Source organism: Spirochaetota bacterium, from assembly GCA_004297825.1.
Lineage (GTDB): Bacteria > Spirochaetota > UBA4802 > UBA4802 > UBA5368 > FW300-bin19.
The window spans coordinates 33,187-60,175 of record SCSX01000040.1; the positions used below are offsets into that span (position 1 = coordinate 33,187).

20 protein-coding genes are annotated in these 26,989 nt (G+C 62.3%); 2 read left to right on the forward strand and 18 right to left on the reverse strand.

Annotated features, from left to right (window positions below; genetic code table 11):
- Positions 1-76 precede the first annotated feature (76 nt).
- From EPN93_08850 to EPN93_08865, 4 genes are all read right to left on the reverse strand, one after another.
- Positions 77-1,216, reverse strand: a complete 1,140-nt coding sequence (locus EPN93_08850; GenBank protein TAL36203.1) for a PLP-dependent transferase — start codon at positions 1,214-1,216, stop codon at positions 77-79.
- Positions 1,217-1,630: 414 nt separating this feature from the next.
- Positions 1,631-2,599, reverse strand: a complete 969-nt coding sequence (gene cysK, locus EPN93_08855; GenBank protein TAL36204.1) for a cysteine synthase A — start codon at positions 2,597-2,599, stop codon at positions 1,631-1,633.
- Positions 2,600-2,864: 265 nt separating this feature from the next.
- Positions 2,865-4,157 carry an O-acetylhomoserine aminocarboxypropyltransferase/cysteine synthase gene (locus EPN93_08860; protein ID TAL36205.1) on the reverse strand — a complete coding sequence of 431 codons (1,293 nt, stop codon included), beginning with the start codon at positions 4,155-4,157 and terminating at the stop codon, positions 2,865-2,867.
- A 234-nt stretch (positions 4,158-4,391) separates the two neighbouring features.
- Positions 4,392-5,909: a M28 family peptidase gene (locus EPN93_08865; protein TAL36206.1), complete on the reverse strand. Its 1,518-nt coding sequence runs from the start codon at positions 5,907-5,909 to the stop codon at positions 4,392-4,394.
- On the opposite strand from EPN93_08865, the gene EPN93_08870 reads away from it, so the two are divergent.
- Together EPN93_08870 and EPN93_08875 are read left to right on the forward strand one after the other, a co-directional pair.
- Positions 5,812-7,917 carry an EAL domain-containing protein gene (locus EPN93_08870; protein ID TAL36207.1) on the forward strand — a complete coding sequence of 702 codons (2,106 nt, stop codon included), beginning with the start codon at positions 5,812-5,814 and terminating at the stop codon, positions 7,915-7,917. The genes EPN93_08865 and EPN93_08870 overlap by 98 nt on opposite strands.
- 48 nt (positions 7,918-7,965) lie before the next feature.
- On the forward strand, positions 7,966-10,047 hold the full coding sequence (locus EPN93_08875) for a diguanylate cyclase (protein ID TAL36208.1): 2,082 nt from the start codon (positions 7,966-7,968) through the stop codon (positions 10,045-10,047).
- 45 nt (positions 10,048-10,092) lie between these two features.
- Here the strand turns inward: EPN93_08875 and EPN93_08880 are convergent, their stop codons facing one another.
- The 14 genes from EPN93_08880 to EPN93_08945 all read right to left on the reverse strand — a co-directional run.
- Positions 10,093-11,973, reverse strand: a complete 1,881-nt coding sequence (locus tag EPN93_08880; GenBank protein ID TAL36209.1) for a hypothetical protein — start codon at positions 11,971-11,973, stop codon at positions 10,093-10,095.
- A gap of 27 nt (positions 11,974-12,000) precedes the next feature.
- On the reverse strand, positions 12,001-13,242 hold the full coding sequence (locus EPN93_08885; protein TAL36210.1) for an MFS transporter: 1,242 nt from the start codon (positions 13,240-13,242) through the stop codon (positions 12,001-12,003).
- A gap of 119 nt (positions 13,243-13,361) precedes the next feature.
- The gene (locus EPN93_08890) at positions 13,362-13,799 is read right to left on the reverse strand and encodes a hypothetical protein (GenBank protein ID TAL36211.1); all 438 of its coding nucleotides are present in this window, start codon (positions 13,797-13,799) and stop codon (positions 13,362-13,364) included.
- Between the two features lie 24 nt (positions 13,800-13,823).
- Positions 13,824-14,990, reverse strand: a complete 1,167-nt coding sequence (locus tag EPN93_08895) for an acyl-CoA dehydrogenase (GenBank protein TAL36212.1) — start codon at positions 14,988-14,990, stop codon at positions 13,824-13,826.
- Between the two features lie 259 nt (positions 14,991-15,249).
- Complete coding sequence (locus tag EPN93_08900) at positions 15,250-16,617, reverse strand: MmgE/PrpD family protein (GenBank protein ID TAL36213.1); 1,368 nt, start codon at positions 16,615-16,617, stop codon at positions 15,250-15,252.
- A 35-nt stretch (positions 16,618-16,652) separates the two neighbouring features.
- On the reverse strand, positions 16,653-17,414 hold the full coding sequence (locus EPN93_08905; GenBank protein ID TAL36223.1) for a CoA-transferase subunit beta: 762 nt from the start codon (positions 17,412-17,414) through the stop codon (positions 16,653-16,655).
- 50 nt (positions 17,415-17,464) lie between these two features.
- Positions 17,465-18,400: a CoA transferase subunit A gene (locus EPN93_08910; GenBank protein TAL36214.1), complete on the reverse strand. Its 936-nt coding sequence runs from the start codon at positions 18,398-18,400 to the stop codon at positions 17,465-17,467.
- Positions 18,401-18,449: 49 nt separating this feature from the next.
- The gene (locus EPN93_08915) at positions 18,450-20,837 is read right to left on the reverse strand and encodes a formate C-acetyltransferase/glycerol dehydratase family glycyl radical enzyme (protein TAL36215.1); all 2,388 of its coding nucleotides are present in this window, start codon (positions 20,835-20,837) and stop codon (positions 18,450-18,452) included.
- Between the two features lie 91 nt (positions 20,838-20,928).
- Positions 20,929-21,759, reverse strand: a complete 831-nt coding sequence (locus EPN93_08920) for an SDR family NAD(P)-dependent oxidoreductase (protein ID TAL36216.1) — start codon at positions 21,757-21,759, stop codon at positions 20,929-20,931.
- 35 nt (positions 21,760-21,794) lie between these two features.
- Positions 21,795-22,784 (reverse strand): NAD-dependent epimerase/dehydratase family protein, encoded by a 990-nt coding sequence (locus tag EPN93_08925; protein ID TAL36217.1) that lies wholly within the window; start codon positions 22,782-22,784, stop codon positions 21,795-21,797.
- Between the two features lie 64 nt (positions 22,785-22,848).
- Positions 22,849-24,273 carry an aldehyde dehydrogenase family protein gene (locus EPN93_08930; GenBank protein TAL36218.1) on the reverse strand — a complete coding sequence of 475 codons (1,425 nt, stop codon included), beginning with the start codon at positions 24,271-24,273 and terminating at the stop codon, positions 22,849-22,851.
- 181 nt (positions 24,274-24,454) lie between these two features.
- The gene (locus tag EPN93_08935) at positions 24,455-25,006 is read right to left on the reverse strand and encodes a PadR family transcriptional regulator (protein TAL36219.1); all 552 of its coding nucleotides are present in this window, start codon (positions 25,004-25,006) and stop codon (positions 24,455-24,457) included.
- A 234-nt stretch (positions 25,007-25,240) separates the two neighbouring features.
- The gene (locus EPN93_08940; GenBank protein ID TAL36220.1) at positions 25,241-26,548 is read right to left on the reverse strand and encodes an MFS transporter; all 1,308 of its coding nucleotides are present in this window, start codon (positions 26,546-26,548) and stop codon (positions 25,241-25,243) included.
- A gap of 106 nt (positions 26,549-26,654) precedes the next feature.
- A partial coding sequence (locus tag EPN93_08945; protein ID TAL36221.1) for a Uma2 family endonuclease occupies positions 26,655-26,989 on the reverse strand: 335 nt, incomplete at its 5' end.

Consider the following 26,989-nt stretch of genomic DNA (forward strand, 5'->3'; position numbering starts at 1 on the left):
CCTTAATCCTATCCCCTCCATCGCCTTTGCCTCTATCTCCTCATCTCCTAATTCCGTTGCCGTTTCTCAGTTGCCGTTAAGCATTGGCCAGCGCCTGGTCGAGGTCTTCGATGAGGTCGTCCACGGCCTCGATGCCCACGGACAGGCGCAGGAGCGTATCAGTTATGCCCAGGCGCTCGCGGATGTCAAGAGGTATGTCGGCGTGGGTCTGGGTCGCGGGATGGGTGATGAGCGATTCCACCCCGCCCAGGCTTTCGGCGTAGCTGATAATGCGCACACCGTGGAGAACGCGGTTAGCGGCGTCCCGGTCCTTCACCCGGAAGGAAAGCATCGCCCCGAATCCGCGCGCCTGTTTCTCCTGCACCGCGCGTCCCGGGTGGCCGGGAAGCCCGGGGTACCAGACGCCGGTAATATCGGCGCGCAGCGCACACCACTCCGCGATCTTCGCGGCGCTCTCCTGCGCGCGGTCCAGGCGGATCGCGAGCGTCTTGAGGCCGCGGAGCAGGAGCCACGAATCCATGGGCGAGAGCACGCCGCCCGTGGCGTTCTGGATGTACGCGAGCCGCGCGCACAGGTCGTCGGTCGCGGCGACGGCGATGCCGCAGAGCGTGTCGTTGTGGCCGCCCAGGTATTTCGTGCCGCTGTGCACGACGATATCGGCGCCCAGCGCGAGGGGATTCTGGAGGTAGGGCGTCATGAAGGTGTTGTCGACGATGCACGGGACGCCGCGGCGCTTCGCGATCGCGGCGACGGCAGCGATGTCGACGATCTTCAGCATGGGATTCGAAGGGGTCTCGATGAACACCGCGCGGGTCTCTTCGCGGAAATGACTTTCGACCGTGGAGGGATGAGACATGTCGGCATAGGATGCCGTTATGCCGAAGCGCGGCGCGATCCCCTCGAAGAGGCGCCAGGTCCCGCCGTAAAGATCGTCCGAGAAAAGTATGTGCGCCCCCTGCCCGAAGAGCGCCATCACCGCCGTGATCGCCGCCATGCCCGAGGCGAAGGCGAAGCCGCCCTTCCCTCCCTCGATGTCCGCCATGACGCGCTCGAGCTCCGCGCGGGTGGGGTTCGCGGTGCGGGTATAGTCGTACCCTGAAAAACAGCCCGGTCCAGGGTGGCGGAAGGTCGCGGTCTGGTGAATGGGCGTGCTGATCGCGCCGTTCGATTCGTCCGCGCACAGGCCCGCGTGCGCGATCGTGGTGCGGATATCCATTGACGGTCCTCCGTGAAAGATGCTCTTGCTCTACTTCAAGCATACGCGGGAAGAAAATTCAAGGTAAACATGATTTTCGCGTCGCAGGGGACAAAAAGGAAATTATTGTATTGAAAGGTAGAGAATTCCGGTGAGTCTGCTCAATAGAACGGCTTGAGCCTTGCCCCTCCCCCTCGATGGGGGAGGCCGGGTGGGGGTGGAAGCTGAATCACGCGCTCAGGCACCGAACCTTCACCCTCCCCTAACCCCTCCCATCAAGGGAGGGGGAAAATTCTAAATATTGCGCGGGCATATTCATTCCCCGCAGACCAGGATAGTAGCCGCGAATACACGCGAATACACGCCAATGACTTTTGTAAAATTCGCGTTCATTCGCGGTTGCGTTTACCCCCCCCATCTCCCCTTCCTTTGACGTTACGCGTCTATCCCCTCGAAGAGGATGCTCGACAAATACCGCTCACCGGCATCGGGAAGTATCACGACCACGTTCTTTCCTTTATTCTCAGGACGCGCCGCGATCTTCACCGCGGCCGCCATGGCGGCGCCGCTCGAGATGCCCACGGTGATCCCCTCTTCCCTGTGGAGGCGGCGCGCCATCTCGACCGATTCCTCGTTCGTAACGGTCGCGATTTCGTCGACCAGGCTCAGGTCCAGGACCGCGGGCTTGAATCCCGCACCGATCCCCTGGATCTTGTGCGGGCCCGGTTTTGGATCCTCACCGTTCCGGATCTGGGTGAGCACCGGGGAATTCACCGGCTCCACCGCCACCGTCCATACGTCCTTCATCTTCGAGCGCTTGAGGTAGCGGCTCACCCCGGTGAGGGTCCCGCCCGTGCCCACGCCGGAAACGAAAATTTCGACGGCCCCGTCCGTGTCCTCCCATATCTCGGGCCCGGTCGTCTTGAAATGGATCTCCGGGTTCGCGGGATTCTTGAACTGCTGCGGCATGAAGTATTTTCCCGGCTCGTTCGCGATCATCTCCTCGGCCTTCGCGATCGCGCCGGGCATTCCCTTCGCGCCCTCCGTGAGCACGAGCCCGGCACCAAACGCCTTGAGCATGCGGCGGCGCTCCAGGGACATCGTCTCGGGCATGGTGAGGACGAGCGGGTACTGCCGCGCCGCGCACACGAAGGCGAGCGCGATGCCGGTGTTCCCGCTTGTCGGCTCGATCACGGTGACCTTCCCGTTCCCGGGCTTGAGCGTGCCGTCGCGCTCGGCCGCCCATATCATCGACGCGCCTATGCGGCACTTCACCGAGTAGGCAGGATTGCGCCCCTCGACCTTCGCGAGCACCGTCGCGGGCAGCCCCGCGGCGATCCTGTTTATCTTCACGAGCGGCGTCCGTCCTATGCTCTTGCTGATGTCTTCGAATATGTTCGCCATTGTTTTTCTCCTAAAATAAAATTATATGATCTGCCGGGGAAAAAGCCTTCTCCCCTCCCTTGATGGGAGGGGCTGGGGGAGGGTGAAAGCATCCGGTACCCCAGGTTCGCTCTCCACCCCCACCCGGCCTCCCCCCTCAAGGGGGAGGGGAAAGTCTCCCGCATGAAATCAATCGTCGGTCAATTCACCCTCTTCATAATCCCAATCCCTATCTCATCCATCGCCTTTGCCTTTCTCCTCATCTCCTATTCCTTTGACGTTGCCGTTACGTCTTCACCAGCGCCTGGTCGATGTCGGCGATAATGTCGTCGATATGCTCGATGCCTATCGAGAGGCGGATGAAGTCCGGCGTTACGCCGGTGGCCGCCTGCTCCTCGGGCGAGAGCTGCTGGTGCGTGGTGCTCGCCGGGTGGATCGCCAGGGACTTCGCGTCGCCCACGTTCGCGAGATGCGAGATGAGCTGCAGGGAATCGATGAATTTTTTCCCGGCCTCTATCCCGCCCCTGATCCCGAAGCCGACGATCGCGCCCGCCCCCCGCGGAAGATACTTCTTCGCCCGCGCCGCCTCGGGACTGGATGCGAGGCCCGGGTAGCTTACCCACGCGACGGACTTATGCCGCGCGAGGTGCTCCGCCGCGGCGAGCGCGTTCTCGGAATGGCGCGGCATGCGCAGGTGCAGCGTCTCGAGTCCCTGGAGAAAGAGAAAGCTGTTGAAGGGCGAGAGCGCCGGCCCCAGGTCCCTGAGCAGCGAGACGCGCGCCTTGAGGATATAGGCGATATTGCCCACGGGCGCGAGCGCCTCGACGAACTTGAGCCCGTGGTAGCTCGGGTCGGGATCGGCGATCAGGGGAAACTTCCCGCTCGTCCAGTCGAACCTCCCGGAATCGACGATGACGCCTCCCAGCGAGCTCCCGTGCCCGCCGATAAACTTGGTCGCCGAGTACACGATGATGTCCACTCCGTGATCGAACGGGCGAAGAAGGTAGGGCGAAACCGTATTGTCCAGGATGAAGGGCAGCCCGTGCTCGTGCGCGAGCTTCGCGATCCCCTCCAGATCGGCGACATCCAGCTTGGGGTTCCCAATCGATTCCGCGTAGACCGCCTTGGTGTTCGCGGTGATCGCTTTCCGGAACGCGTCCAGGTCGTTCGATTTCACAAAGTTCACCTTCACGCCGAACTTCGGCAGCGTATAGTGAAACAGGTTGTAGGTCCCGCCGTAGAGATTATCCGCCGATACAATCTCGTCCCCGGACTTCGCGATGTTCAGTATTGAAAGCGCGATGGCGGACTGGCCGCTCGCAACGGCAAGGGCGCCGATTCCGCCATCGAGGACCGCGACCCGTTTTTCGAACACGTCGGTCGTCGGGTTCATGAGGCGCGTGTAGATGTTGCCGAACACCCTGAGCCCGAAAAGATCTGCCGCGTGATCGGAGTCGTTGAACTGGTACGAGGTCGTCTGGTAGATGGGCACCGCGCGGGCACCGGTCGTGGGGTCGGGCTCCTGGCCGCCGTGTAGGGCGAGGGTCTCAACCCTTAATTGACTGTCGATCTTGCTCATTACTGGTCCCCCTTCAATCTCTATTAAAACTATCGATTTAGTAGTAATTAAATGCCGGATACATTTTTGTCAAGATAAAAGTAAGATTTTTTCAATCATTTGTACATAGTTATGTATAAAAACAGCGCATCCTGAGCGGAGTCGAAGGACGAACACCGCCGGCATGGTTCGACTCCGCTCACCACGCCGGTGGTTCGACCCGCGAAAATATGCGCACGTATGGTACGACGACGTTCAGGGCGCGCCGGGACCCGCGTCTTTTTCCAGGATGAAGTGATAGACGATTTTCAGGACGGCCTCGACGATGGCGGGCTCGATCTTATCTACGGTATCCCCCATGGTGTGATAGACCATTCCCTCCCGGATATAATGTGTGGAGAGTCCCAGGATGCAGGTCGCGTCGACCCCAATTCGCGCGAACTCGGCGGCGTCCGTCCCGCCGCCCCCGAAGGCGATCGGGACGACGGACAGGGCATACCCGAGTTTTTCGGCTATCCGCCGGCAATCTTCCGCGAGCGGCAGCGAGGTTTTCAGGAAGCCGTTGATCTCGCTCGTCAGGCATCTAAGCTCCCCGAGAGAATAGAGCGAATCGATATTGAGCACGCAGGTCGGCACGCCCAGGAGCTCCTCCCGGTGCGCATCCACGTACGCGCGGGCGCCGCGCAGTCCCTCCTCCTCCGCGTCCGTGCTCAGAAACACCAGCTTCGTCGAAGAGAGCCGCCCCCCCTTTTTTTTCGGGGAACCGAATACCTCCGCGAGCCGGCAGAGTATCGCCGTCGCGATCAGGTTGTCCCCGGCCCCCGGCACCGCGGCCTTGTTGACGAAGAAGTAAAAGGGCAGCACCATGACGAGCCCAACCGCAAGCGCCGTGCGCAGCGCCGTTACGAACCCGGGATCGGCGTATCCCGCGAGATGCAGCGCGCCCCAGGCGAACACGAAAAACCCGGGAACGAACACGAAGACGAGCCCCGTCACGATCCTCACGGAATACCATTTCTGGAGGTACACCATGTAATTGAACAGGTTGGCGCTGTCATGGTGCCCGGCGATGACGATCTGCCGCGCGGTCTCCCCTTTCGGCAGTATCTCGCCCGACACGTTCCAGCCCCTTGATTTTTTATAGAACGGATCGAAGATCCTCTTATAAAAAACGAATCCCCCGACGGCGCTCAGGTTGCAGACCACGTAGGCGAGCATCGCGGGGATCAGCCAGTATCCCCCGAGGAAGGCGCCGGCCGTGATCACGGAATACCCGACCGCGAGGATCTTCATGAAGCCCGTGAAGGCGCCGCTGTTGAACTCGAAGCCCTCCATTAAAACGCGGTCGCACGACGCCGACAGCCGGTCCTTGATGTCTTGGGCGCACGCCCTGCACGCCTCCGTTCCGGCGAGGCGGGGGCCGTGTTTCCCGATCAAGACGCTCACATAGTGAAGGCACTCGCGCGCCATTTTCTTAAAATCCATACCGTTCCTGTTTCTCTTGTTTATTTTCCGCGGGGGCCGATACGGCTTCCGCGCGGTTTCGGTGCAGGAGCAAATCCCGGGGCCCCGGCACACAGACGCCGATTTTCCGCATCCGCGGGAACGCAGTATCGCCGGTGAACGGTTTTTTTCAAGCACAATACGCCTGCAGGCGTTTCCACCCCCGAAGGTTATGCCCGTGAAGGCGCGGAAACGCTTCCGCGCCTTCACGGGCACCCCGCCGGGGATGTATCGGCCCCCTTCCCCTCGCCTTGACCGTCCGGCGCTCATCAAATGGCCGTATAAATACTTGGCGTCCGCCCGTCCAATCCTTATATTATATTCACCGTTTCATCAACAGCTCAATCGAGTCCTTTTTCAGAACGACGGATATCGGCCCCGGTTCGCCTTTTCTAAACGCACGCGTTCGAAGCAATCTCCAGGGATCGGGTGCGCGGGATGGAGGGGACGGCGCCGGCCCGGGCGCGGTGATCAGGGGCCACGCCCGGGGGAAGGGATGACCATGAAAAAATCGAACTCCGTCAAACTGCGCGGGGGGAAACCGGGCCCGTTCACCGTTGACGGAGAGGAGCCCGGTGAAACCGTGAAACGCCTCACCCGCGCCTTGAAATCCCTTCCCGTGATGTATTTCGAGATGAACGGCGATTTTGAAATCAAGAGCGTCACGGGCGAGACGAATACGCTGCTGGGACACCCCGCGGGTGGCATCATCGGCAGGCCTGCAGGCGACATGTTCGCACCCGACGATCGCGGGAAGGCCGGGGATTTTTTTTCGCGCATCTCGAACGGCTCGGATCACGGGGGCGACGAGTTCTCGATGATCAGGGCGGACGGGAGCGTGTTCCCCGTCCATATCTGCGCGACCTCGCTCCCGGCGGACGTCCCCGAGGCGCGCATCGGCGGGCTCGCCGTGGACCTTTCGAAGATGCACGGCAACAACAGGGATCTCGAGAAAAAGCACAACGCCCTCATAGATTACGCGATCTACGACTCCACGCACGACCTTCTCACCGACGCCTTCAACAGGGACATGTTCGTGACACGCCTGCAGGTCGAGACGATCAAGGCCGACCGGAGAAAGAACAAGGAGTCCATCTTCGCCGTCATGTGTATCGGCCTGGACCGCTTCAAGGACGTGAATGAGATGTACGGCACCAGGACGGGGGACGCCCTGCTCAAGCAGGTGGTTGCGCGCCTCCGTGACCTGCTGCGCCCCGACGACGTGCTGGCGCGGATATACGGCGACAAATTCATGATCATTTTTTCGGACGTGGGAACCTACGAGGACACAATCACCATTTCGGAGAAGATCTCGCGCGCGTTCGGCGACCCCTTTTTCGCCGAGGGCATCCCCATTCCCATTTCCGCGAGCATGGGCATTTCCATCCACCCCGACGACGGCCGCGACGCGGAGGAGCTCATGGACAAGGCCGACGCCGCGATGTACTACGCGAAGGACCGGGGACGAAACAGCTACCAGCTCTTCAGCCGCGAAATCCACGACGGTATCGTGCAGAAGCTCCGTCTGGAGAGCGATTTGCGGCAGGCCGTCCGCAAAGACGAATTCCTCATGTATTATCAGCCCATTGTCGACCCCGCCGGCGCGATCGCGGGGATGGAGTCTCTCGTGCGCTGGCAGTCGCCGTCCAAGGGCCTGGTCATGCCCTCCGAGTTCATTCATGTAGCGGAAAAAAGCGGCATCATCGTAGAGATAGGCTATCGCGCGATAGAGCAGGTATGCCTCCAGAACATGGAATGGCTCGCGAAGGGCTACTCCCCCTATACGGTGGCGGTCAACCTGTCGACCTACCAGTTCAGACGGCCCGACCTGGTGAAAGAGATCGCGGCCATCATCGAGCGCACGGGTGCCGATCCCCGGCGCCTCAAGTTCGAAATCACCGAAACGGGGATCATGGAAAACGAAAAGGAAGGGATCGAGCGGCTCCATGAACTCAAGGCGATGGGATGTTCCCTCTCGATCGACGACTTCGGGACGGGGTACTCCTCGTTCAGCAAAATTCACGACCTGCCGGTGGATACGCTGAAGACCGACAAATCGTTTATCGACAACGTCCCGCACAGCATGAAGGCGGTGGCGATTTTGACGGCCATCCTCAACCTCGCGCACAACCTGGGGTTCAGCGTGGTCGCCGAGGGAATCGAGAACAATGAGCAGTATGACTTCCTGCGCAGCATGAAATGCGATTTCTTCCAGGGCTATTACTTCAGCAAACCCCTGCCCCCGGAGGAAATCGAGAAGCAGTTTCTGCTCCGGTGAGCGGGACAAGACAGGGCCCGTACCCGGATCCGATCAAGGTGAAACGGAATGGATGAAGCGAAAATCGTATTGATAGTCGACGACGACGGGGGGCTTCGCCGTCTTCTCGCCGATATACTCCGCGGAAGCGGGCACAACTTCGAGATCCTGGAGGCGGAAACCGGAGGCTCCGCGATCGAGGAGCTCAAGCGCCGGGAATGCGACTGCGTGCTCCTGGATTACATGCTGCCCGATATCGACGGCCTGCACATAATCTCGATGATCAGGGACCTTGAACGGGACGCGGCGATCATCATGCTCACCGGTGTGGGCGACGAAACGCTCGCGGTCAAGGCGATGAAGGCGGGCGCGTTCGACTACCTGCCCAAGGCCTCCATAACCCGGTCCGACAGGTTTTTCCTGCTCATCCATACGATTTTAAACGCCATCCAATACAAGAAAACGGGCACCGACCGGAAAAAGATAGAGAAGGTGCTGCGGAAAAACGAGGAGCGTTACCGGGGGATCGTCGACAACTCGCCCGTCATGATAATCCGGTTCTTCCCCGTGGACTTTTCCGTGTCCTTCGTGAACCAGGGTTACTGCGCCTACTTCAACACCACCCCGTTCGACGCCCTGGGCGAGAACGCGATCGAGCTGGTGTTCGGCGACGACCGGTCTCTCTTCACCGGCGTTACGGAAGGCCTGACCCTCGAAAAGCCCCTGACAAGCTTCGAGCGCTTCATCAAGTCCGACGATGACCCGCGCTATATCGTATGGTCGGTGCAGGCCCTTTTCGACGACCACGGTACCATATGGGAATACCAGTGCGTGGGGAGCGACATCACCGACCTGAAGCTCGCGGAAAAACGGAGGCGGACCAGGGAGGAGCACGAGAGACTCGCCGAGACCCTTCACGCAGTGGGAATCGGCGTGATCACCACGGACACCCAGGGAAGGATACTCCTCATCAACAGCGTCGCCGAGGATCTCACCGGCTGGACCCATGAAGACGCCGTGGGCAAGTACTGCGGCGACGTGCTCGCAGTCTCCGACGAGACCGAAACGGGCGGGCTCATGGACATCCAGTACACCTGGGTGGAGAAGGGCTTCGAGGGCCGCGGTACGAACCTGGAGCTCGTCCTCACGCCCAAGACCGGCAGGAAAAAAAACATCTCGCTCATCATCAAGCCCATCAACAGCCGCTACGAGGGATTTTCCGGACTGGTCCTGGGATTCATGGATATCACCGAGAAGCGGATACTCGAGCGGCTCTTCGAATACCAGAACGAATTTCTCCAGTCCATAATCGATTCCCAGGAAAACATCATAATCGTCATCGACCGCGACCGCGTCCGCATGGCGAACAACAGGTTCCTCGATTTTTTCGGGCTGGAACCGGGCGTGGGCGGCGAAGCGGAGCTCATGTCCATAGGCGGGGCAATTGTCGATGCGGAGGGCTGCCTGGCGAAACCGGCGCCCGGCGGCTGGACGCACGCGCTCGTCGATCCCGGGCGCCAGAGCAGCCTGATCGCCTTCAAGCCGGCCAGGCTCAGGAAACCACGCGTGTTTTCGATCACGGTGAACAAGCTCTCGATCGACGAGGAGTTGTACGTGGCGACCCTGACCGACGTGACGGACCTGGATGAGAAGCGCAGGGTATACCAGCACCGGGCGTCCCACGACGCGCTCACCGGTACGTTCAACCGGACGAGGTTCGACGAGGCGCTGGCGCACCATGTCGAGATCGCGCGCAGGTACGATGCCTGCCTGTCTCTCGTGTTCATGGACATCGATCATTTCAAGGAGATCAACGACGAGTTCGGCCACCAGGCGGGCGACACGATTCTCAAAGAGATATCCCGCGTGGTGCGCCGGGCGACGCGGCGCAGCGATATATTCGCGCGCTGGGGGGGAGAGGAATTCACCCTGCTGCTGCCGCACACCGACGCGAATGAGGCGACGTTGACCGCAGAGAAAATCCGCGCCCGGATCGAGACCGCCAGGCTCAGGATCCCCCGGCCGGTAACGTGCAGCTTCGGCGTCGCGGGCTTCATGGAGAAGGACACCGTGGAAACCCTGATAAGGCGCGCCGATGAAGCGCTGTATCTCGCGAAGAACAGGGGACGAAACCGTGTGGAGAGCCGCTGAGGACGGCCTTGAAGGCGCGGATTCGAATCCGCGCCTTCAAGGCCGTTACGAATTCCCCGGCCATACGGCCCGCGCCTCCGCGTCCATGCCGAGTGCCCTGAGCGTCGCCGTGCGCGCAACGCCCTTCTCCGGGTCCATGCCCATAAGCGCGTAAAAATCCGCCTTCATTTCATCGAAACGAATTTCGATGCCCGCGGGATCGCCGTCGCGCGCGGGCTCCAGCATGCGCGGCGTGAGCGCGTCGTCGGCGGCGGTGAAGCCGAGCAGGCAGTTGATCACGCGCTTCAGGTGAAAGACGCGGTATCCCGCGTCGAGCATCGTGCGCGCGTCGTAGCCGTAGCCGGCGGCGGCGTTGAACAGCTCCACCATCTCGGGAATGGTGAAGGTGCGGTCCGCGTACTGGCACAGGCACGCGCTGTTTTCGATGCTCCCGATCGCCGCGGCGAGCATCATCGTTTCGGGCTTACCCTCGGCGGTGAGCGCCTCGAGGTTGAATTCGAATCCTATCTCGGGATAGTTGCAGGCGCCGGTCTCCATGAAGTGCATCGCGGTCGATACGTGGCAGGCGCCCCGCGGGCTCACGGCATAGGCGAGGGCATGCCCGTGGCCGCCGCCGCGCGGATCGTGCATGGGCGACTCGAGCCCCTTGCCCTGCGCGGTGTAGTCGATGGAGTTTCCGCCCACGAGCCTGGCGGCCGCGGCGCTCCCCCGCGCGAGAAGCGCGCCCGCCCCCTCTTCCCGTCTCGCCATCGCGGGAAGAAGCGTGTCGATCACCGTGCGCATGTCGCCCCATTCCAGCGGCACGCCCCGCGTGTGCTCCGGCGTTATCTGCCCCCTCTCGAACGCCTCCATGGCCCAGGCGATCGTCGCGCCCGCGCTGATCGTGTCCATGCCCAGGTCGTTGCACACGCGGTTGGCCTTGCACGCGGCCGCGAGGTCCGACGATCCCATGAGGCTCCCGAACGCCGCAACCGTTTCGTACTCGGGGCCCGGTCCCTCGGGGATCGTGAAGGGTCCGTCGTCCACCTTCACGATGCGCTTGCACGCGACCGCGCAATACGCGCAGGTCCCGGCGCGCGTGAGGTACTTATCCGAGAGCGTGCTCCCGGTGAGCGCCTCGGCCATCTCCTCGTCGAAGTTCGAGGTCCAGTTCCGGACGGGAACGTCGCCGCTGTACATGTGTCCCTCGAGGTTCCCCGCCGAGCCGAACTCGTGCAGGACCTGCGACATGACGAAGTCCTTGATGCGCGGGGTGAGCGTTTTTATGAGGGAGGCCACGCGATCGGGGTCCGATACTACTGGCCTGCGGGGCGACGCCTTCACCACGATCGCCTTTACGTTCTTGGAGCCCAGCACCGCCCCCAGGCCGCAGCGCCCGAAGGCGTGATGCGCCTCGTGCATGATGCACGCGAACGGGACCATGTTCTCCCCCGCCGGTCCTATCACCAGCGACCTTGCCCGTGCGCCATAACGCCCGCGGATAAGACTCGTGCACTCTTCAATCCCCCTGCCCCATAGGAAATCCGCGTCCTGTATGCTTATGGTTTCTTCTTCGATCACAATGAGCGAGGGCTGCTCGAGCCGTCCCGTGAGCACGAGCCCGTCGTATCCCGCATAACGGAACGCGGGCGCGAAGTAGCCCCCGCACGAGGAATCGGCGAAGGTGCCGGTGAGCGGGGAGCGCGCCGCCGCGCACATGCGGCTCGCGCCCGAGAGCTTGATTCCCGCGAGCGGCCCGTTCATGAGCAGGAACATGGCCTCCGGGGCGAGCGGGTCCGCGGACAGGTCCGCCCGTTCGAAGAATATCCTCGCCGCCAGACCGCTTCCGCCAATATACGAGGCATAGGTCTGCGCGGGAAGATTGATTTCCTCCGCGTGCCCCGACGTCAATTCCAGGCTCGCTATTTTCCCGGTATTCGCATACATGTCGTGCTCCCTCGTTTCATGGCCGTCTCAATGTCCCGCGCGCGCGAACTTCGCCCCGCGGAGGGCGAGCACGCCAAAGACCGCGGCGAGCACCCCGAGCGCGATGTACAGGGCGAAGGCCGCATGATAGTTTTTCGTGAAGTCGTGTATGTACCCGGATAGCGGCACCCCGATGGCTGTCCCGAGCGTGGTAAACACGTTCAGGAAACCGTAGATGACGCCGAAATGGCGCGGGCCCAGGCAGGCGGCCGTCATGAGCGGCGGCAGCACCGTCCGCACCGATATCGCGAAGCCGAAGAGCACGTTGAACAGCACCGCAATCCAGAACATTGCCGCCCCGAACAGGAGCCCTATGGAAACCGTGAGCCCGGCGATGCACAGCAGCAGGCTCCTCATGAGCCCGAGCCTGTCGGAAAGATCGCCCATGACAAGCTTCCCAGCGACGAGGACCGCCATGTGCAGCGACATGAGGCTCGCGGCCGTCCCCGCGTCGACGCCAATATCGGTAAGGTAGGGAACGATGTGATGGAGGACCCCCATGTTCGCAACCGCGATGAACAGGATCATGACGGCGAGGAACCAGAAGGCCGGCGCGCGCAGCGCCGCGCGCGCGGTAAGCCCGGGAACGGCATCGGCCGTAGCGCCCGGCGATCCCGCGACCGCCCCGTAGGGGGCAAGCCCCTTTTCCGCCGGCCGGGCGCTCACGAGGAAGACCGCGACGGGAATGGTGCACACGCCCACGATGATCCCGAGCACGAGGTACGCGGTCTGCCAGCCATACTGTTCGATAAGCCAGTTCGAGAACGGGTTGAAGATGAACCCGCCAATTCCCGTCGCCGAGAAGACGATCCCCATGGCCAGCCCGCGCTTTTCCTCGAACCAGTTGGTGATCATCATGGACACCGGGATGATGTGGGTTCCCGCGCTCCCGATTCCCAGGAAGACCGAAAGCGCGTAAAAATGCGCCAGGGTAGTGCATTGAGAGAAGAGCGCGAAGCTGACACTCATGAGCGCGGTGCATATCCCCATGACGACGCGGATATTTCTGCGCTCGAGTATTTTTCCCATGAAGGGGGCGACCACCATCATCGAGAGCGCGGCGATTGAGAAATAGAGCGCGAACGCGCCGCGAGTGAAGCCCTGGGATTCTATCACGGGCTTGTAGAAGACGCCCATGCAGTTCATGATGATGCCAATGCCCGCCAGGTTGAGAAAAAATCCCGAGACCACGATCCACCATGCGTAGTGCATGCGACCCTTCCGGTTCATTCCCGCACCTCCAGGATCAATTCACCGGGGATTTCCCGGTCCCACCCTCCGCGGGCATTCGGTTGATCTCGGCCCGCGGATGTGATGGTATGCCGAATCTTGTTCTGGCGGCGCGCCCGTCACTTCGTGACGATGAGGTGATCGAGCCCCATCTCGCGCAGGGAGATCGGGTACATGTGAAACGCCGGTTTGATGACCGGAAGAAGCTTGAGCATCGCCGTGACCTTCCCGCCCTGCTTGATGATTCCCTTGGTGACGCCGGCGATCGGGTTTTCCAGCCCGTGCCAGAAACGGTGTGAATGGTCGGCGGGCTGCTTCGACCAGACGTCCGGCTGTAGATCGCAGGGCCCCAGGTAAAAGGTTCCGTGCAATCCCGGCTTCGCGGGCGGGTTTTTCAGGTCAATGGTTATTTCCGCGTCCGGGTCCGTGTAGAAGAAGCGGATGATGATTCCCGACTTCGCCATCTTGGTGCCGATCTTCTCGTCGCTAAGCACCCTGTTCAGGAAGTACCCGTAAATTTTATACAGGTCTTCCGCGTCTTTATAATACTTTCCCATATCGGTCCCCTTGCTTAGTAGTTTTCACTGTCCCTTCCGCTGGTCGAATCTCCTCCCGTATATCATGCCCGCGACCCCTATCTTGAGCATCTGGATGGTGCCCCCCGCGACGCACCACGCCTTTGCGTCCCGGTACATCCGCTCCACGGGAAATTCCGTGCTGTAGCCGTAGCCGCCGAATATCTGCATCGCGCTGTCGGTGACGCTCACCACCATCTCGTTCGCGAAGGCCTTCGCCATAGAGGCCTCGTACATGGAGGGGAGCCCCTGGCCCGCGCCCGCGGCCGCGCGGTAGACCAGCAGGCGCGCCGCGTCGAGCTTCGTCGCCATGTCCACGGTCGTGAACTGTATGTTCTGGAACTCGCAGATGGGCCTGCCGAACGCGGTGCGCTCCATCGCATAGGCTTTCGCCTCGGCGAGCGCGCCCCCGGCGACCCCCAGGCACATCGCGGCGTTCCCGCAGCGCTCGATGTCGAAGGTGAGCATGAGCTTGTTGAAGTCACCCGGCTTTACGACGAGGTTTTTCCCGGGCACCTTCACGTTGTCGAAGAAGAGGTCGCATGAGGGCATTCCCCTGAGCCCCATGAAGCGCTCCTGTTTCCCGAAACTGAACCCGGGCATCCCCTTCTCCACGATGAGTCCGCCTATCCCCTTGTAGCCCCTGGTCTTGCCGAACCGCGTGTACACCATGTAATGGCTCGCGTGCCCGCCGCCGGTGATGAAGGACTTGCGCCCGTTCAGGAGGTAGCCGTCCCCGTCCTGCTCGGCGTTGGTGGTGAGGGCGGTGAGGTCGGAGCCGGCCTCGGGCTCGGTCATGCACACGGAGACGGAGAGCTCGCCCCTGCACACGCCGGGGAGTATCGCCTTCTTCTGCTCCGGGGTGCCGAAAAGGTCGATGACCCGCACCGGGCCCACGTTCGATTCGAAGACCGGCGCGGCGATCATGGGGCTGAATTTCGCGAGCTCCTCGATCGTGATGATCGCATTGAGCGCGCTCTGCCCGCCGCCGCCGTATTCCGGCGAGAGCGTCATCCCCAGGAAGCCCAGCTCCGCGTATTTCGCCATGAGCGCGTAGGGGAACTCGCCCGTGGCGTCGATATGCTTCGCGAGATCCTTGAACTTCTCGCGCTCCCCCATGGTGCGGATAGTGTCGATCAGCATTTTCTGTTCATCGGTCAACGTGAAATCCATGATCACTCCTCGAAATGTTGGACCTGTTGCGAAACTGCCGTCTCGCGCCCGCAGGGAACCCCTGCGGGGGGCTTTTAAGAGGCTTCGCCCCTTATAGCCCGTGGAAAATGGAGTTATGCAACAAGTCTATTGTTAAGGTAACGAACCCTGAAACCCTACCGTTATGCGCAATAAATATCGATCTGCGCCGCCCCGGCGCGCCCCTGCCGGATCGCGCTGCCGGAAGCCCGTACGCGCATCGGACCCCCTGCCCCTGACGTCATATCGATCCCAGGAGGAGCCCTATTCCCTTCGCCTTCTCGATATTCATTATCCCTTCGATAATGCCGTCTATCTTCGCCGCGTCGCGCCCGCCGGCGAAGAGGCGCAGCTTGGCGGCGATGTCGTCCTGTTCCATGGGATCGCGCGGGTCGCCTTTGGGAATATCGATCTGCCGGACGTACCTCTGCCCGTCGTGCGTGACGATCTCCACGCGGCTCGCGGTCTTGTCGGGATAGGCCTTGTTCAGCTCGTCATCGCTCACGACCGTCACCTTGTTGGAAAGCGTGATCAGCGCGGGATCCGCGATGCGCCGCTCCGTGAGCTGCTTCGCGCCCAGCTCCCCGTCCAGGATGCATGCCGCCACGACGAAGGGTATGGAGAACTGGGCCGATACGAAGGTCCCCGATTCCGCGAAGCCCTTCCCCACCGCGAGCGCCGCGACTCCGTAGGTGAACACCGTGATCGCCCGTATCGCGGCAGGTTTGAAATGGTGTGCGCCCATGAGCTCGATCACCGCCTGCGCCGCGCCGTGCGTGTGCCTGCACGCGGTGTAGGGCTTGAAGTAGACGTCCATGATCGAGTAGCGCTCGCCCAGTCCGTCCGTGATCCGTTCGCACTTGGGATCCGCGCGCAGCGTGATCTGCGTGAAGCCGCCCTTGAGCGCCGAGCCCTCGAGCACGACCGGCGAGCCCGATATCCCCCGCGACGCGAGCTCGGCCGCCATGATGCCGGCGCTCGCCGCCTGTCCCCCCTGGACGATCTTGATCGTGTAGCCGCCCATGAGCTGCTCCGCCATGGAAAGCGGTAGCAGGTAACCCGCGTTGCCCAGCGCGTTCAGCATCCCGTCCTTATCCAGCCCCATGAGCCGCGCCGCGGCGGCCGCGGCCCCAAACGTACCGCACGTGCCGGTGGGGAGAAAACCGGAAAGCGTATGAAATGGATGCATGGCTGCGGCGGTCCGGTTCGCGGTCTCGTAGCCCGCAACCACCGCCTCGATGAGCCTTTGCCCGTCCAGGTCCCGGCCCTCCGCGACCGCGAGCGCCGCGGGAATGACCGCCGACACCGCGTGGTTGCCCCCGAAGCGCAGGCCGTCCTGGGCCTCGATCGCCTCGGCAGTGGTGCCGTTGACGAACGCGGCGTTCTGCAACCCGGTCTTGAACCCGCAGCCGAGCGCCGTCGCGTCCGGGGGACCGCCCATGGCGCGCACGCATTCGGTCACCGCGCGCACGGCGTCCAGCTCCAGCGAGCCGTACACGTTCGCCGCGTAGTCGAGCAGGCAGAGCTTCGCCTTGTGCACGACCTCTTCAGGAAGCGCGTTATACGAAATCCCCGTGCAGAACTTCGCGAGTTCCCTGGTATATTCCATGAGCGTTCACCTCCGCCTTTCGGTTTTTCCCGCGTCTATACGTATCCCTTCTTCTCGTAAATCCGTATCATCCCCAGCGGGTCCAGGACCTTCCTGAGCACGCGGAGCTCCTCGGCGCGCGGGGGCTCGGTCTCGCGTACGGCCTCGCTCACCCTGAGCTTCCACGGGGTGAGCTTCACCACCTCCTCGACGGAGCTTCCCGGGTGGTAGCTCTCCAGGTATGCCTCCTTCGAGTCCCGGTCGAACCGGAGGACCGCCTTGTTCGTGATGATCACCTCCGGTCCCGTCCCGGCCGGAAGCCCGCAGCGCTCCCGTGCGCCCGGGCCGTCAAGGTAGCCGGGGGTCGTGATGAAATCGACGCGCTCCGCGAGGGTGCGCGTGTTGTGGAGCGCGATGATGAGGACTCGCTTCGCGAGAGCCCCGATCGGGTTCGCGCCGCCGGACCCGGGGAGGCGGCTTTTCGGGCTGTCGTAATTTCCGATCACCGTGGTGTTGATGTTCCCGAACCTGTCCACCTGGCTTCCGGCGAGGAAGCCCACGTCGATCCAGCCCCCTTGTAAAAACATGCCCATCACCTCGATTAGGCCCCCGATCATGGCCGCGCCGGGATTGAGGCACGGGTCCCCGACCGAGAGCGCCGGCCGCGCGGGGCGCGCGTCGAACACGCCGGACTCCTGCATCATGGACGCCCCGGGCGCGTGGGTGTGCTTCGCGATGTTCGCGGACATCGTGGGGAAACCAGTCCCCACGATCACGAGGTCTTTGTCGCGTATCTCCCTCGCGCCGCAGCAGGCCATGAGCTCCGGCTTAATGTAGGAATCGGGATGCGTGGTCATGTGGGGCCTCTCTAGTAGGCGTACGATACGGGATATCCGTAATCGAACTTCGCCTGGAGTTTTTTAAACTGCGCGTACCCGAAACGCTGGATGAAGTGCTGGGTGTACCCGGCGCGGTCCTTCATGCCGTACACCCACTCGTCCAGGAATTTATCGAACCCCTCGGCCGTCGACGAGGCCTGCTGGTAGAGGTATCCGTAGGTCAAATCCACGTCGTAGAATCCGGGCGTGTACCCCGGGTGCGCGCCAAAGGGCTCCTCGGTGACCGCGACCACTTTAAATGAAGGGACGATCGTGCGCGAGGGATCGGTGCCTACGGTCTCGCGGCTCACGATCCGCTCGCAGCTCACGATCACCTTCTGCGCCGCGTTCGCGCCCCACTTGCAGTCACCCCCGATCCCCCACATCTGCGCGTTGCCCTCCTCGTCGGCCTGCTGCACGTGGATGATCGCGACGTCGGGCCGCAGCGCGGGCGCGAGGAGCACCGGGCTCCCGTCGAAGGGCGAGTCGATCTGCTTGTATTTCTTCTCGCCCATGAACGAGCTTATCTTTAAGAGGTCGGTGCCGGCCATGTCCTTCACCGGGACGAAGGGCATCCCCAGCGCCCCGGCCATGAGCATGAGGGGGAGCGAGAGGTTCGTGTACTCCTCGATCTCGATCTTGTGCGGGATTCCCTTTTCGATCGAGCGGCGGTAGCACCGCGCGAGGCCGTACAGTCCCAGGGAGATGAACGTGGAGATGAAGCGCTTCACGCACCCGGCACCGATAAGCATGTCGAAGTCGTCGGCCGCGTTGCTCCTCGTGACGGTCAGGTCCCGTTTCTTCTGGCGGATGATCTCGTGGATGGCGGCGAACGGCGGACGGCATATGTAGCCGCCGATAAAAAGGAAGTCGCCGTCGCCCACGAACCTTCCGACCGCCTCGGCGGTGCTCATCACCTTGCCCATCTCTCCCTCCTCCCGCGTGCGCCGATGCGCGATATCCCGGATTCCGCGCTCACTTCGCGAGCTCGAACTCCGTCCTGCTGATGATCTCGTCCTGCGCGATCTCGGAGAGCCCCGTGAACTCCGCGGAGTAGCCGCTCACGCGCACGAAGAGGTCCCGGTATTTTTCCGGCATCGCCTTCGCCTCCCTGAGCACGTCCGAATCCAGCATGTTGAACTGTACCTGCATGCCGCCGTTCGCGAAATAGGTGCGTATGAGCACGGCCAGGTGCGCCGTCATTATCCTTTTCCCCTGGAAGCGCATATTCAGGTTCGCGCCGTTGAAAATCCTCGCCAGGGGAAGCTTCACCACGGAATTCATGATCGCCGTGGGCCCGCTCGCGGCGTTTCCCGTCGTGGGCGTGATCCCGTTGCCTAAAACGTCTCCCGCATAACGGCCGTCCGCCGTCGCCCCCGTGAAGGCGCCCATGCTTATATGGAAGCCCACCGAGAATATCCCCGGCCAGAACGCGCCGCCCCGGTGATGCCGGTGTCCCGCCAGCACGTCGCAGTAGTGTTCCACGACCCGCGCCGCCATCGCGTCGACCTCGTCGTTGTCGTTGCCGTACTTGGGAACGCGGTTCAGGAACCACGCGCGCTTGTCATCGTGGTCCTGCCAGTCGGCGGAAAGCCATTCGGCCAAGTCGCCTATGGAAAAGCGCTTATCCCGGAACACGGCCGAGCTCACGGCGTACAGGCTGTCCACGATGTTCGCGAATCCCATGAGCTGCACGCCGGTGGAGTTGTAGACGGCGCCCCCCGCCGTGAGGTCCTTTCCCTTCTCGATGCATCCCTCCACCATGGCCGAGGCGAAGGGAGAGGGAACCATCTCCGCGATCGCCCCGTCGAGCACCCCCATGCCGCGGACCATCTGGCCGATAAAATGGCGCATCTGCGCATCGTACGCCTTCCACACATCGTCGAAGGACGTGAACGACGCGGGGTCACCCGTCTCGATCCCGGAGCGGTATCCGAAGATGTTGTCGATGCCGTTGGAGAGCGCGAACTCGACGCACTTGATCCCGTTAAACTGGACCGCGAAGGTCGATCCGAACGTCTTGCCTTGCGCATTGGGCTCCAGGCATCCCACGACACCGTAGTCCCGCGCGTCCTCGATCGTGTGGCCCGATTTTACCAGCGACGCGATGATCGCCTCGTCGTTGAAAAAATGCAGCAGCACCCCGTCGCGCGCGTATTCGGCCGCCCTGGTCAACAGGGGCCCCGTGTCCTTCTTCGAAATCCTCACGCCGAAGTTGGGCTGCACCGTGCGCACGTCCGCGTACGCGTCCAGGCCGATAAGGCTCAGCTCGTTGGTCGCGTCCTCCCCGCGTTCGTCCATTCCGCCCACCGTGACGTTCTGCGTGGTCTTGCCCTCCGTGCCCTCGCCGCCGGGGATGAAGGCCTCCTCGAGCACGTTCCATATTTCGTTCGTCTTTACATAGAGGAGCGCCAGGATCTCGCGAGCCCGATCGGGCGTGATGCGTCCCGCGTCCGCGTCCTTTTTATAGTAGGGATACAGGATCTGGTCGATGCGCCCCAGGGAGATTGAATTCCCCCCGGACTCGATCTGTGCGATCAGGTGGATGAAATAGAACGACTGCGCCGCCTCGTGGAAGCTTTCGGCGGGAAACTCGGGCACGTGACGGCACACCCGCGCGATCTCGCGCAGCTCCGCGGCGCGCGAGGCGTTCTTCTCGGCGGCGGCAAGCGCATCGGCGTGATCGGCATAACGCCGCGCGAAGATGACAGCCGCGCCGCATGAGCGTATGACCGCCTCGTAGAAGAGGCCCTTTTCGCCGGCCTTTTCTTCACTGGAAAGCCGGTCCATCTTCGCGCGCGCGTCGTCCATCACGCCGCGCAGGCCGCGCGCGAGCACCTTCTTGTGGTTCATCGTAAAGTGCCCTATGCCATAGGTGATCTCGAGCATCATGGTGAAGATGTACTTATCCATGTCCGCGGCGACGTCGGCGGGCATGCGCCCTTCCATGCACTCTTCTACGGTCTTCCCGCGCCAGAACGGCAGTATGGATTCGGCGAGCTCCTTCTTTTCGGCGGGGGTTATGAGGGCGCGCTGGACCACCCTCTGGTCGAAGCCGTCAAGGTCTCCCTCGATCCACCTCGCCTTGTTCTCGGGAAAGAGCGGCGCGCCCTTGAGCTTCGAGGTGCGGCATCCCACGACCAGCTCTTCCTCGCGGATGACGACGCTGATGTTCTTGAGGATGTGCTCCAGGGCGAAGCTTATCCGCCGGAGCGGCGGCTCGTCCCAGTGGAGCCTCATGGATTCCGTGACGTAACGCGCGCGCTCGATGCACACCTCCTGCGGCGCGTCGATTATCTTCCAGCGCAGGTTATCGACCCTTGACCGGGCCTCGTCCTTCAACGATGCATTCTGCGTACCCATGGCAACCTCCCCGGATTGTACTGCCGCCGGGCGCCGCGCGCGGGAGACGTATCCCCGCGGGCGCCCGCCGTGTTACCGCGCGCGAATCGTCCTATACCTTTATGTCCATGTAGTTCACCAGTATCGCGTCCCTCAGTTTAGTCGGGAGGAAATTATTAATCCAGAGTAAAAAAGAGCTGCTGAAATCGATCTGGTTAAAGAGCGCCGGCTTCTTCGCGGTGACCACCTTCACAATCCTGCCCGCCGCGAAAATAGGCGTGGGGGCGGTCTTGATCAGCTCGTCGTCCCGTGCGATGAATCTTCGCGCCCGCTCGCGATAGGGCGACCCATCTTTCGGGAGCACGTGTATCTTCGCGGCGAAGGTGGTGGACACCTGGGCCGGCTCGATGATCGACACCCTGATCCCGAACGGCGCAACCTCGTAGCGCAGCGACAGCATGAGACCCGTCACCGCGAACTTGCTCGCGGTATAAATAGACTCGAACGGGAATGGAATGCGGCCCACGAGCGAGGACATGGCTATGAGCTTGCCCTGCTTACGGTCGCGCATCGACGGGATGAACGCCTGGAAGATCGCGGCGGTGCCGATCACGTTTATCTCGAGACACTTGAGCGCCTTTTCGAGGTCCACCTCCTCGAAGGGGCTGAAAAACCCGATGCCCACGTTGGAAAGCACCGTGTCGACCTTCCCGTATTTCTTCAGCACCTTGTCGCGGAACCGTGTGATTCCCGCGCGGTCCGATATATCCATGGGCATGAGGAGATGCTCTCCCCCGATCTTATCCATCTCTTCGGAAAGCGATGCCACGCCCTTTGCGTCCACGTCGAAACCCGCGATCGAATGTCCCATCCCCGCGAGCATCTTCGCCACGTGACGGCCCATGCCGTCGCCCAGCCCTGTTATTACGATCACCTCTCTCATCGCGAGCCTCCAGTAAATTTATTTCTTTACTATTACTATTTACACGAATGCGAACGATACCATTCCCCCATCTGCGTCATGGATTCCCTGAAATCCGGGTAGGCCATGCGGAACCCGGTCGACTTGAGCTTTGCGTTGTCCACGATATAGTCGTCGTACAGGTACTTCACCGCGTCGTATTCCAGGTCGGGGATTTTTCCTTTTCGCGCCGCCTTCGATCCTTCAATCTTCGCCGCGATTTTCACCAGCCACAGGGGCAGGTGCAGCCTGGGGGGCCTGGTCCCGAACGTCGCGGAAGCCAGCTCAAGCGCTTCCTGCAGGGTCGGGTGCGTGTCCTCGGCGATGTTGTACGCGTTCCCGACCGCGGAGTCGAGGAACGAAAGATGCTCCACCGCCGCCGCCACGTCCTCGGCGCGTATGTTGGAAAGTAGCTGCTGTCCGTGTCCCGGTATGGCCGATATGTCCGTGGGCCGGGAGAACGCTTTTCCCGCGCCGTCGTTGCAGCGCGGCCCGTAGACCGTGCAGGGGCGCGTGATGATCCCCGGCATCCCCTGGCCGATGCGCTTCCAGACGACGTCCTCGCCGTCCCGCTTGCTCGTCCCGTAGGCGTCGTGCGGATCGCGCGGGCCGTCCTCGGTGAAGGGCGTACCCTTGTAATAGCCATACACGCTGGTCGAGCCCACGTGCACATAGCGCTTCACGCCGTGTTTCATCACCAGCTCCGTGAAAAGCTCGACGCCGCGCACGTTGGTGGGAAAAAGCCTTTCGTAGGGCGTCGAAAAATTGCAGATGGCGCCCAGGTGGAACACCCGGTCGACATTCCCCTCGAAGAGCCGGGGAAGCGTCTCGGGCTTCGTGAGGTCGGCGGGAACGTATTCCACGCCCAGCTTCTCGAAAAAGGAAATGTCCTTCCGCGGCCTGGCGCTCGCCCGCACCTTCACCCCTTTATTGGCGAGGTACTCAACCAGGTGGCTCCCCATGAACCCGGCCGCGCCGGTCACGAGCGTGATTCCGTCGAATTTCATGCGCCCCCCCTCTCCTGTCCGATCGTTATTCCCCACTATATTTCACATAACGTCATAGCGCCGCTCAGTCGTGGCCGATAAGCGCCTTGATTTCAAAATATTCCTCGAGCCCGTATTTGCTGCGCTCGCGTCCCAGCCCCGACTGCTTGTAGCCCCCCGCGGGCGCGTTGATGTCGAAGTCCGCGCCGTTGATGAAGACCTGTCCCGTGCGCAGCCGCCGCGCGACGGCCCGCGCGCGCCCCGCGTCTCCCGACCACACCGAGCCCGAGAGACCGTACACGCTGTCGTTCGCGATCTTCACGGCCTCCTCCTCGGTTCGGTAGGGAATGATGCACAGCACCGGTCCGAATATCTCCTCGCGGGCGATCGTCATGTCGTTGCGCACGTCGGCGAATATCGTCGGCTTCACGTAATAGCCCTTTTTCAAGTTTTCCGGCTGTTCGGGGCCGCCCAGGACGAGCGTCGCCCCCTCGCGGATACCGGCCTCGATGTACGCGCGCACCGAGCGCTGCTGCGCAGCGTCCACCATGGGCCCCAGGTAATTGCCTTCCTCGAACGAGTCGCCCATCTTCATGAGCCCCACGGTGCCCTTCGCGATTTCAATGACCTCCGCCTGTTTCTCGGCGGGAACGATCATCCTGGTAAGCGCGATGCAGGTTTGCCCCGAATTGAGGAAGCAGTTGAAGACGCCCTTGGGCACAGCCTTCGTGAGATCGGCATCGTCCAGGATGACGTTCGCGGACTTGCCGCCCAGCTCCAGCGTTACCTTCTTGATGGTCTCCGCCGCCGCCTGGGAAACGAGCGTCCCCGACCTCGTGGAGCCGGTGAGCGAGACCATGTCCACTCCCGGGTGGGACGCGAGCGCATTGCCCGCCTTCGAGCCGGCGCCGGCCACCAGGTTGAACACCCCGGCGGGGAGTTTCACTTCGTCCATTATCTCCGCCAATATGAAGGCGTCCAGGGGCGCGAGCTGGCTTGGCTTAAGCACCATCGTGCAGCCGGCCGCGAGCGCCGGAGCCACCTTCCCGATTATCTGGTGCAGGGGATAGTTCCACGGCGTGATAAAGCCGCATACCCCGATGGGCTCCTTCACGATGCGCGTGCCGTTAATGCTGTACTCGAATTCGTAGCCCTCCAGGAGGGGCACGAAGGCATTCAGCACGGCTATGGGCAGACCCGCCTGGACCATGCGCGAGAGCGCCTGGGGCATCCCCATCTCGCGGGCGATGACATCGCCGATCTCGTTCTGGCGCGCGGCCATCGCCTTCGCGATGTCCGCGATGAACGCGGCGCGCCGCGCGACCGTCGTGGACGCCCAGGCGGGAAAGGCCGCACGGGCCGCTATCACCGCCCTGTCCACGTCAGCGGCGTTGCCCATGCGCACCCGGGCGATGGCCTCCTCGGTGCAGGGATTGACGACCTCGACGGTATCCGTGCCGGCCGGCTCGACCCATTGTCCGCCGATGTAGAACTTGTCGTATGTTTTCATTCCCCCTCCCTGCGCCCCGGGCGTCCGGTCCGCGATATCCATGTGCCTGAGCAGCAATGATCGCCCTTCGTGCCTGCCGGCCCCTGCTCCGGGCTCTCGAGCCCCTTGCCGTCCAGGTCGAAACCCGCGATCGATGCGCCATTGCCGGCAAGGATTTTCGCGACCTCCCGGCTGTGTGAAGTTATCTTTTCCCGGCCGACGATACCGCGGCGTTATTCCCGATCTCCTCGCGCGCGCGCCGGAGCCAGGTGAGATACATTTCGTTGAATTCGATACCGAGCTCCGCGAGAAGCTGCACGTGGACGCCCTGCTTTCTCCAGCGCTCGCGGTTTTCCGCACGCCGCGCGTGCTGGGACTCGTACACGGCTATCTGCTCGTCGATATACTTGAGCGCGAGCCTGTCGTTCCCAAATCCCATGAAGGCAAATTTGAGGAGAAACGGGTCGCGCAGGAGCATCTGCTTGTCGGGCGATTCTTCAAGCCAGCGCGAGAATTCCTCCTTTCCTTTTTCGGTGATCGCGTAGAGCTTCTTGTGCGGCCCGCCGTTTTCCGAGGAACGGAGCTCCACCATGGTGACGAGCTCTTCGGACTCGAGCTCCTTGAGGTTCGGGTATATCTGCCCGAAATTCACGGACCACATGTGTCCGAAGTTCTTCTCGAGATGCTCCTTGATCCGGTAGCCGTGCATGTTCGAGTAGTGAAGAAGGCCCAAAATCGCGTATTTGATCGACATTGTTCGCAAACCCCTGTTCGCAGGCTTTTATTCGTGCCGCCGATTCGCCCGGCCCCGTTGCGGGCCGCGTGGCTGCATCGGACACAATCGACCTTGTGATTATATACTTAATATATATATTATCTATGTATATAGATTGTATATACTTGTCAAGGATTTTTTGTAATATTACATAAATGAGGCTGGTCAGGGGCGTGCGGGGTTGGTGAATGCAAGACGTACCGCGGTACGTCTCTACTCCTCCTGCATCGACGTTACGGCGTCGGCGGAATGCATGGCCTGGGCCATCTCGGGGATGATGCCCTTGCGCACATAGATGGGGCGCACCATCGCGCGCATGCGGGGAAGGTAGCAGGCGAACACGAGCGCCCCCGCGATGCACAGGACCCCGCCCGCGGCCACGGCGAGGGGGGTTCCGATACGCTCGGCCGCCGCCCCGGAGGCGAGGCTCCCGAACGGGACCATGCCGGCGAATGCCATCGTGTAGAAGCTCATCACCCTGCCCCGCATCGAGTCGTCCACGATCGTCTGCAAGATCGTGTTGCCGGACGCCATCATCGCGATCATGCCGAAGCCCGCGAGCGCGAGCGCCGCCGCGGACAGTGCCGTTGTGCGCGATACGGAGAGCAGGCAGAGCGCCCCGCCGAACACCGCCGACGAGAGGGCGATGACGCGCCCCAGGCCGCGGACGTCGGCGCGCGAGGCGAGGTAGAGCGCGCCCGCGAGCGCCCCGAAGCCGGTCGCACCGCTCAATACCCCCAGGGTGCCCGAGTCCCCTCCCAGGATGCTCTTTGCGAAGACGGGCAGGAGCACCGTGAAGGACATGCCCGCAAGGCTCATGAGCGCGATGAGGAGGAGAAGCGCGCGTATGGGACCAAATCCGAAGGTGTAGCGCACCCCCGCAATGAGCGCGGCAAGGGGATTTTCCGGCGTTTCCCTGACTGGCTTCGCGGGCACGCGGATTACCACGAGCGACGCGATCACCGCCATGTAGCTCACGCCGTTCAGGAGGAAGCACATCCCCTCCCCGATCACGACGATGAGCGCCCCGGCGACCATAGGCCCCGCGAGGCGCGCCGCGTTGAACAGGCTCGAATTGAGCGCTATGGCGTTGGGAAGGTCCTCCTTCCGGTCGATCATCTCGATCACGAAGGACTGGCGCGTGGGCATGTCGAAGGCGTTCACGCAGCCGAGCGCGGCGGCGAGCGCGACCAGGTGCCATGATTCGACGAGCCCGGAGAGAACGAGGAGCGCCACGGCGAAGGCCTGCAGCATGGCGAGCCCCTGCGTGAGGACCAGGATCGCGCGCCGGTCGAAGCGGTCGGCGAGCATGCCCGCGACGGGGACCAGTACGAGGGCCGGTATCTGCCCCGCGAAGCCGATCACCCCGAGCATGAGGGCGGAGCCCGTGAGCCGGTACACGAGCCAACTCATCGCCAGCTGTTGCATCCAGGTGCCCACGAGCGAAATGCCCTGGCCGATATAAAACAGCCGGAAGTTCGGGTTCTCGAGCGCGCGGAATGTATTCGCAAACCTGTTCATGAAGAGACAACGTATCCGGGCGGGGACGAAAGGTCAAGGATGGTTTATCGCGCCGTGCTCACTGCCCCTTCGCGGCAATGCCTTCATGCGTGATCATGCAAAGAGCTTATTCTCTGAACAAATCGGTCAGGTTTACCGACAGTCCCTTCAAGGTTTTCACCTTCACGGTGTCCGGCGGGGAATAGATGACGGGCCTGGAATAGAGCTTGTCCTTCCCGCGGTAAAATACCATGAGCGTTTCTTCAAGCGGATGGATGATCCAGTATTCTTTCACGCCGTGCGTCTCGTAGAGCGCCTGCTTTTCCCGCATGTCCTTGGCGGCTGTCCCCGGGGAGACTATTTCCACCACGAGATCCGGCGCGCCCAGGCACCCCCGTTCGTCCAGCTTCTTTGCGTCGCAGACCACGGATATATCCGGCTGCACCACGGTGGTGATTTCGT